The following is a 7,540-nucleotide window of genomic DNA, read 5'->3' as shown; positions in this document are numbered from 1 at the left end:
GCACCTGGTCGATATCGAGTCGCTAGGAATTCCACTGCAAGCTCAAATCACCGTCGACGAAGAGGGCACCCATCACGCTGATTACTTACGTCACGCTTGGGAATCTTTGGGGACTGGTTTCACCCCAATGGCCATGAAAGTGTTCCACGAAAGCATGGGCAAACGCCTGATGCCGGGTGTTGAACTCAAGGCCTCGCCTGCAAAGCTGATGCAGGGTCACAACGTATTTGGGCCGACTTGTATTGAGATGGGGGCCCTGACGATGCTCAAGTGGCTTGCAGGGACCTATCCCAAATTATTTGCAATGCTCGCCATAGACTGCTGTGAGGTCTATGACATTGATTGCACTTACTCCAGTCGATTGCCTGATGAGCGCACTGCACGCCAAGCAATACAGGCTATTCGTGGTGTTTCGAACGGCCAAATGAAGGGCAGGGGAGACGACTACGAAACAACGGCCTACTTCGGCGCCAAAGACTCTCGCTTAAGACGGCTGAAGATCTACCTCAAACACCCCGAGTTCATGAAGCAGTTGGAGGAGGCAAAGAAAGCCGGTCGCGGCGATCTTTCCGCTGCAAGAACTGTGAAAGTACTCAGCAATCCAGACCTTCAGGCGTGGTCAGAAAACCTTCTTCGTCTTGAAGTAACCGTTGCAAAGCGATGGTTTAACCGTCGCGGAATTTCAAATTTACTTAATGACCTGATTCGTCATCAGCAAGCGCTGGCAGAGCAGGGCATTTGTTTTATTCAGTGGTGTTGGGAGCAAGTGACTAAAGACCTTTTTGCGGCCTTTGAGGGAATCCAGATGCGAGTTATTAACGATGAAAAAGTGCTGGCCGCACTTCTTGAAAAACACACTAAACAAGGCAAAGGCCGTTTCACCAAGGAAAAAATGGTTGGGGGTATAGCGGTTCCTCCGATCTTTGTCCCTGGCAAGACCTCTGACGCTTACGCTCGTAGCCTTTTCCGAACGTACCGTAGCTTGAAGGATTATGGCTGGGAAGAAACCCAAGCTTCGATGAATCGAGCCAGCTTTTATAACCACATCAGAGACATATGCGAATGCGGAATTTCAAAGGCAGCTCTGCAGAAGCTCAAAGTGTCCGATCAGCAAAATAATGTCGTGCCCATTCTTCGGTTTGTGCAGGTCGATTTCAATGCCCAGCGCCCGGGCTGGTACGTAGAACCAACTGTCGAGGCAGCATGATGGAGCGGTCAAAGTATCTGATCCTGCGTAGCACTGTTGAACTTGAGGTGATTGACCAGCTCGGTGTTACCGCCGAGTCGAACGCGTTGGTCAATTCGATCATGCGTCACTTCCTTTCGTTTTCATGCGCTGAGGTCGTTCAGAAAAATAAAGGACGCCTGGCTCTGCGTAGTTTTCGTCGAGATCCAAACGCCCAAATTCCTGGCTGGGCATATCGTGAACCGGGCACTCGCCCAAAATATAATCCTGTGAGGTAAACCATGTTGACTCTAACCGGCCTGTGCCACGGTTTTCATACTGACAACCGTACTGTCGGCCAAAACACTTTTACCGAGAATCTCATTCTGCTTGAGGTTCAGGACATCAACCAATATGGCCTTCCAGAAGTGAAGACCCTCAAAGTAAAACTCTCCAAGAAGAATATGGAGCTGGGCCTCAATAACGTCTGGAACCAATATAAAGGCAAGGCGGTGTCTGTTCCTGTCTTCGTCGCTGCATGGGCTTCTAAGGCCGGTAATGCAGGTTTTGACTTCTATCTTTCAGGTGATGGAAAACCGCAGAACTTTGAAATCACCCCTTCCAAGGCTTCATAGCGGTAGGCCCAATGTCCGATTTTGTTCGCTGCACTGGCGAGCTAAGAACTGAGGGTGGTTATCCTCAGTGTTCGGGGTCTTGGGAGGCTGTACAAGTTCAACCTCCCTTTGATCCATCCCAGCTAGACCCAATTATCTTGGGTCAAGCTTTCGGCGCCGGTTTTACCTTGGTAGCAACCTTTATGGTTTTTTCCATGGGTATTCGTGCGTTTCTAAATTTCATCAAAACAAGTTGAGGCTCACATGATTAAAAAAATTGGTAAAAAAAGTGTCGCTGCTGTTTTCTTCACTTCTGCAATCTCGGCCAATGCTTTTGCAGCTGGAAGTTGGGATTACTCGACGCTGACGTCTAGCGTTGATTTCTCCACGATCAGTGTCGGTGTTCTGGCTGTTGCGGCTTTGCTCGCTGCTGTTTATGCCGGAATTAAAGGCGCAAAAATCGTTCTCGCTTTCCTGCGTTAAGAACTTTTGCGTGACAAAGGGCTCTTTTGAGCCCTTTTTTTAAGGGATTTCTTATGGATCAGCTCTACTACTTCGCAATGTTCGTAATTGGATCAAGTTGCGCTTTTGCTGTTTTTTGGGGTTGGTGACATGAAGAAAATTCTTTTTTCGCTTTTTCTGATCATTGCTTGTTTTCAACAATCTGCATTCGCTGCTGACGCATCCAAATATAGTTGTTTTTATTTGACTTCCACGTATGGCAGTTCCGATATTTGCCCTGATCGCAGTTACAAGTTTAACTCGCCTGAAGAGGCTTCTGAGTCTGTAGCGGCTGCTTTAAAAGCTGCTTTCAAAGCTGACTGGGGTGCGAACTATTATTCTTTTAGCAGCACCACTCCTGAGTGCAAACTTTCTGGCTATCCTTATTATCTTTATTCATGCTCTTTTCGATTTAATCAGAAACGGCTTGCGGGTGATGGCTCTATGGTTGAGTCAGGCTGGATTGATTTTGGCCATTTTGTAGCGCGACAACATTCTTGCGAAGTTTCTACCGTTTTAAAAGGAACAGTTGGCACAGTAGTTGATTCTGATAGTGGCGACGGAAAACGATATGTTTTATCTCACCCACCGGGCCCGAGCGTTTGTGCTGATTCCTGCATGTACAGTGCAGGTGTTCGAGAGAAGTGTTATTTAACTATCGGATCTGAAACTGAAGGTTTTTGCAATTATAATTACGGCCTAATACTTGATAGCAACAACAAAGAAGCCACCTGCCAAGTAGATCCTTCAATTAAGCCGGGGGAAGTCGGTGATGAATTATCCGACAAGTGCCCCGAAGGTTATGAGTTCGCTAACGGGTCTAAAATGTGCACGCTCATTCCCTGTCCTGAAGGTTCTGAACGTGTAGAAGGCAGCGAAACCTGTACTCCTATACCCGAACAACCTGGTGGTGGAACAGGTGGTGGCACTGGCGGTGATGGTGGTACAGGCGGCGGCACTGGCGGTGATGGTGGTACAGGCGGCACAGGCGGCGATACTGGCGGTGATGGTGGTACGGGCGGCGGCACTGGTGGTGATGGTGGTACAGGCGGCGATACTGGCGGTGATGGTGGTACGGGCGGCGGCACTGGTGGTGATGGTACAGGCGGCGGTACTGGCGGTGATGGTGATGGTGGTGATGAAACTTTTACTCCACCTGGCCCTCTTGATTTATCGGCTTCAGTTGCTGGTCGTGGTGAACAAGCCAAATCACAACTAATTGATATGAAACAAAAAATGGTTTCGTCTAATACGTTCACAACGGCGAAATCAGCTTTCAGTGGTTCTTCTCATGCCGCTGCGGTGTGTCCTGTTGGTTCTGTTTCCCTTTTTTCAAAAGAAATTGTTTTTGATAGCCACTGCAAGTTATTTGGTCTCATTGCGCCGATTTTGAAAGCGGTTTTCATCGCTATTTGGTCTTTTCTTGCCGTTCGTATCGTTCTGACTGCTTGAGGTGATTTATGTTGTCTGCACTTGCGTCGTGGTTTAAATCAATTTTCGAGCAGATTGCCACCTGGGTAATCGACGTCATTTTCATGGTTTTCGGTTGGTTGTGGGACGCTTTTATCTTTTTGCTTGATTCTTTAGGCCTCGCTGATCAGATCCGTACTTCTGCTACTGCTTTTGATGGCATTCCTGATTCTGTTTGGTATTTCATGAATATGTTCCAAATCCAATTTGGTTTAGGGTTGATCCTTGTTGCTTACCTCATTCGGTTTATGATTCGTCGTATTCCGGTGATCGGCTAATGGCTATTCATGCTTATGTTGGAAAGCCAGGACATGGAAAGAGTTACGGCGTCGTCGAGCGTGTCGTTATTCCGTCACTTAAGCAGGATCGGCATGTTGTCACCAATATTCCGTTGAATGCTGATGACTTGCTGGCTGATTTTGGTGGAACTATTCAACAGCTTCCAGCTGACTGGTATGAGCTTCCCGATTTGGCTGAATACGTACACAATGGTTGCGTTTTGATCATTGACGAAGCATGGCGTCGCTGGCCGGAAGGGCAGAAATCTAATCAGGCCAACCCATGGGATAAGAAATTATTGGCTGAGCACCGACACATGGTTGATGCTAAAAATAATTCCATGCGCATTGTTATTGTCACTCAAGATCTCTCTCAAATCCCAAGCTGGGCTAGAACTTTAATAGAAACTACTTTTCGCGTTTATAAAATATCCAAAAAAGTTTATCGTGTGGATGTTTATTCAGGTGTTGTTACCGGTGATAAACCTCCTAAATCTAAACTTACTCGTCAGTTTCCTGGGGTTTTCGATAAAAGTATTCAGGCTTATTACAAGTCAGCGACTCATTCAGAAACCGGTGAGGTGGGTGATGAGTCTGTGGCTGATAAAAGTGCATCTTTTTTGCGCTCCTATGGCTTGTGGTCGTTGATTGCTATTATTGTTGTCTGCGCATTCATAGCTTTTTTTGGTCTAAAGAAGTTTTTTAATAAACCAGCCGTCCAAGCACACCCTGAGTCCAGTCAGACTAAAATTGTAAATCAGGCGCCTGCACCTAAACCGGCTCCTGTTGCACCACCAGTTATTTACTCTGAGTCTTGGAGATTGAGCGGTTTTGTTTACGCTTCTGAGCCCGACCCTAATTCTAAGCGTGACTCTTCTATCGCTGTGTTGGTCGATAATTCAGGACATACCCGCTACATATCATTTTCAAATTGTCGTTTTTTCTCTGATTTCAAAGAAGCGTATTGCGACGTAGATGGTGAACGTGTCACCACCTGGACGACGCAAAAATCCTCATTTTCTATGCCGCCTATTATTGGCGGCTTAGGCGGTGGGGCAGCTCAGCGTAGCGCAAGCAGCCCATCCGGCTAAGCCATCCTTTATCTTGGTATATTTATGAAGACTTTGTGTTCATTCCTGATTGCTGTCTTTTTTTCGGCTTCTTTTTTTGCTTATGCTGATGATGAAAAGATGAATTTTGATTTTGATTCTATTCCGTCGAAAACTGCTTTACAGCTTATTGCAGATTTTGCTCGTCTCAATTTGATTGGTGCGGACGATGTTGACGGTACTATCACAATGCGTATGAAGTCTGTTACATGGCAGAAGGCTTTAGAGTACGTTGGCAAAACCAAGAACCTTCATTATCAAATTGAAGGGAATGTTTTGTATGTTTCTCGTGATCCAAAATACTTTGAATCTCTTGATTCCCCTTTACCGGTGAGCAGGGACGACAACAAAAACACGATTTTCAATATAAAACATATGCTTGCGTCTGAGGCTATTGCAGGTTTTCCGCTTTTCTCCAAGGAATTCAATCAGGAATCTCTTGCTGCGAATGATGCTTCAGGCATTGTAGTGGCCCGCCTTTCCCCATCCCGGCTCGAAGAGCTGGCCACGTATCTAAAAGCCGTAGATTTTCCGCGTGCTCAGCTGATGATTGAGGCGCGGATTGTTGAGGTGGATCGGTCTTTTTCCAAGCAACTTGGTGTTAACTGGTCCGGAACGATCAAGGCCGGAAATTTCGTTGGCAAAACGGTTGGTACTTTTGTTGATACTGGCGCTGTGCCGGTTACTGCTGGCATTGGCTTTGTCTCCAGTTCGGCGATTCTTGATTTAGAGTTAGCTGCGATGGAGAAGGGTGGTTATGGAAAGGTGATCTCTCGACCAAATGTCTTTGCACGTGATAAGCAACAAGCTCGAATCGTGAAAGGCTCCGAGGTTCCTTATCAGCAGGCTACAGGGGAGGGGAACACTGCCACTTCTTTCAAGGAGGCCGCGCTTTCTCTCGATGTGACCCCATTTATTGATGACAATGGCGTTAGACTCGACATTAAGCTTGCTAAGGATGAGCCTGATTTTGCCAATGCACTTAATGGTGTTCCGCCTATTAAAACCGTCTCTTTAGCGTCAAATGTCCGCGTGAAGCTTGGTGCTACCGTGGCTCTTGGTGGTGTGTACACGACCATCGAAGCAACACAAGAACATCGCGTTCCTGGTCTTGCTTCCATTCCATTTCTTGGCCGGCTTTTTCGCTATGAAACGCAATCGACTTCAACAGCAGAGCTGATCCTTTTCATCACACCGACGCTGGTTCCAAGCATTGATATAGCGCAGCTGCCAAATTAGTTGTGTGCCGCCTCATATAACTAAACTAAACAGACATTTAGTTTAGTTATATTCAAATCGTCTGGAAATTTCAAATTTGAATGGTGTATTGACCATTCATGTCTCTTTTTCTTACAGAAGAGATCATGTCAGGTGTTATGACGTCTTTATAGAAGAACCAGCCGGGATCTTTAATCGCGCCGGAGTATTGCAGCTTTAAAACTTGCTGATCGATTCTCTTGGTCTCTTTATACTCAGAACCCAGTGGATAGAGTCCCGTAACGATAGCCGTTGCTTTTAAAAGATTCTTTGGAGTGCCAGCCGGAAAAAGTGGACGAACGATGTCGATGAAACCGTTGTAGTCCACAAGGTTTGGGTCCTCCGGATCTATATCAATCTCAATGACGACTTCGGTTTGATCAAATAGCTCCATGGTTCGATTGGGTGCGACCCCAGTGACAAAAGTCGGACAACGCTTGGCCATTTCCTCAAACTCAGGATCCACACCTTCAGTCAGTATTTGCCCGGTGATCAGCCCATGTTTGGCTGGGTTCAGCACGGACGTGAGGGACACCATTGGAGGCGGATTTTTTTGATAGAAAGGTACGATGCCTTTAAAAATGCCGCTCTGACGAATAGAGGCGACAGCAGCCAACCGGGTGAAATGATAAAACAGCACGCGAACCTCAATCACTTTGAATTCAAAGGCTTGAGACTATCATGAGCTGGGAGACCGTCGACGCGCTTTTGGCAGGGCTGGTCTTGAAATCTGGCCACCAGACGCTCCCGCGTCTGTATAGGACGCTTCGCATAATGAGTTTTACGAACGAATTGGCGTCAGGGTTATCGTGCCGTCAGGTTGTTTTTCCATGTCCAGCTTGTCACCAATGGCCAACCCGATTGCAGCCAGAAGATCATCAGGCAAAGGCACGATCAGGTCGCCAGTGCCATCAGCGGCGTCTTGGCAGGTGACAATCCACGGGTTATTTTCAGAGCTAGGTGTTGGGTTCATATTTTCCCCAGGTGATCAAAGGACACGGTCGATTCATGATTATGGTTCCTGCGGAATCGTCATGCTCGAGATGGTGTTTTTTCGCATGCGACAAATTCGGCCTGGCCAGCCTGATCACCTGGTGAAAAGCATTGAGCAGAGCCCCACAAGGAGAATCCTTAGGTTCGCATAAT

9 protein-coding genes are annotated in these 7,540 nt (G+C 47.0%); 7 read left to right on the top strand and 2 right to left on the bottom strand.

The features are described 5' to 3' along the window. The 7 genes from FQ185_RS29910 to FQ185_RS29880 all read left to right on the top strand — a co-directional run. The coding region (locus tag FQ185_RS29910; protein ID WP_149420583.1) for a phage/plasmid replication protein, II/X family at positions 1-1,207 on the top strand (1,207 nt) is incomplete at its 5' end. 260 nt (positions 1,208-1,467) lie between these two features. After that, on the top strand, positions 1,468-1,800 hold the full coding sequence (locus FQ185_RS29905; RefSeq protein WP_149420582.1) for a DNA-binding protein: 333 nt from the start codon (positions 1,468-1,470) through the stop codon (positions 1,798-1,800). A 243-nt stretch (positions 1,801-2,043) separates the two neighbouring features. Beyond that, on the top strand, positions 2,044-2,262 hold the full coding sequence (locus FQ185_RS29900; RefSeq protein WP_149420581.1) for a hypothetical protein: 219 nt from the start codon (positions 2,044-2,046) through the stop codon (positions 2,260-2,262). A gap of 129 nt (positions 2,263-2,391) precedes the next feature. Further along, positions 2,392-3,732: a hypothetical protein gene (locus FQ185_RS30315; RefSeq protein WP_178113627.1), complete on the top strand. Its 1,341-nt coding sequence runs from the start codon at positions 2,392-2,394 to the stop codon at positions 3,730-3,732. A gap of 8 nt (positions 3,733-3,740) precedes the next feature. Further along, entirely contained in the window at positions 3,741-4,028 is a 288-nt protein-coding gene (locus FQ185_RS29890) for a DUF2523 family protein (RefSeq protein ID WP_149420580.1), read from the top strand. Beyond that, positions 4,028-5,119, top strand: coding sequence for a zonular occludens toxin domain-containing protein (locus tag FQ185_RS29885; protein WP_149420579.1), 1,092 nt, complete (start codon positions 4,028-4,030; stop codon positions 5,117-5,119). Before FQ185_RS29890 ends, FQ185_RS29885 begins: the two co-directional genes overlap by 1 nt. A 24-nt stretch (positions 5,120-5,143) precedes the next feature. Next, on the top strand, positions 5,144-6,376 hold the full coding sequence (locus FQ185_RS29880) for a secretin and TonB N-terminal domain-containing protein (protein ID WP_149420578.1): 1,233 nt from the start codon (positions 5,144-5,146) through the stop codon (positions 6,374-6,376). Between the two features lie 70 nt (positions 6,377-6,446). Here the strand turns inward: FQ185_RS29880 and FQ185_RS29875 are convergent, their stop codons facing one another. Continuing rightward, positions 6,447-7,049, bottom strand: coding sequence for a hypothetical protein (locus FQ185_RS29875; RefSeq protein WP_149420577.1), 603 nt, complete (start codon positions 7,047-7,049; stop codon positions 6,447-6,449). A gap of 126 nt (positions 7,050-7,175) precedes the next feature. Next, entirely contained in the window at positions 7,176-7,367 is a 192-nt protein-coding gene (locus FQ185_RS29870; RefSeq protein WP_149420576.1) for an AbrB/MazE/SpoVT family DNA-binding domain-containing protein, read from the bottom strand. Positions 7,368-7,540 lie beyond the last annotated feature (173 nt).

Origin of the sequence: Pseudomonas sp. ANT_H12B (assembly GCF_008369325.1) — a bacterium.
GTDB lineage: Bacteria > Pseudomonadota > Gammaproteobacteria > Pseudomonadales > Pseudomonadaceae > Aquipseudomonas.
The sequence above is the reverse complement of the archived record's forward strand: the minus strand, read 5'-3'. Positions and strand labels throughout refer to the sequence as shown.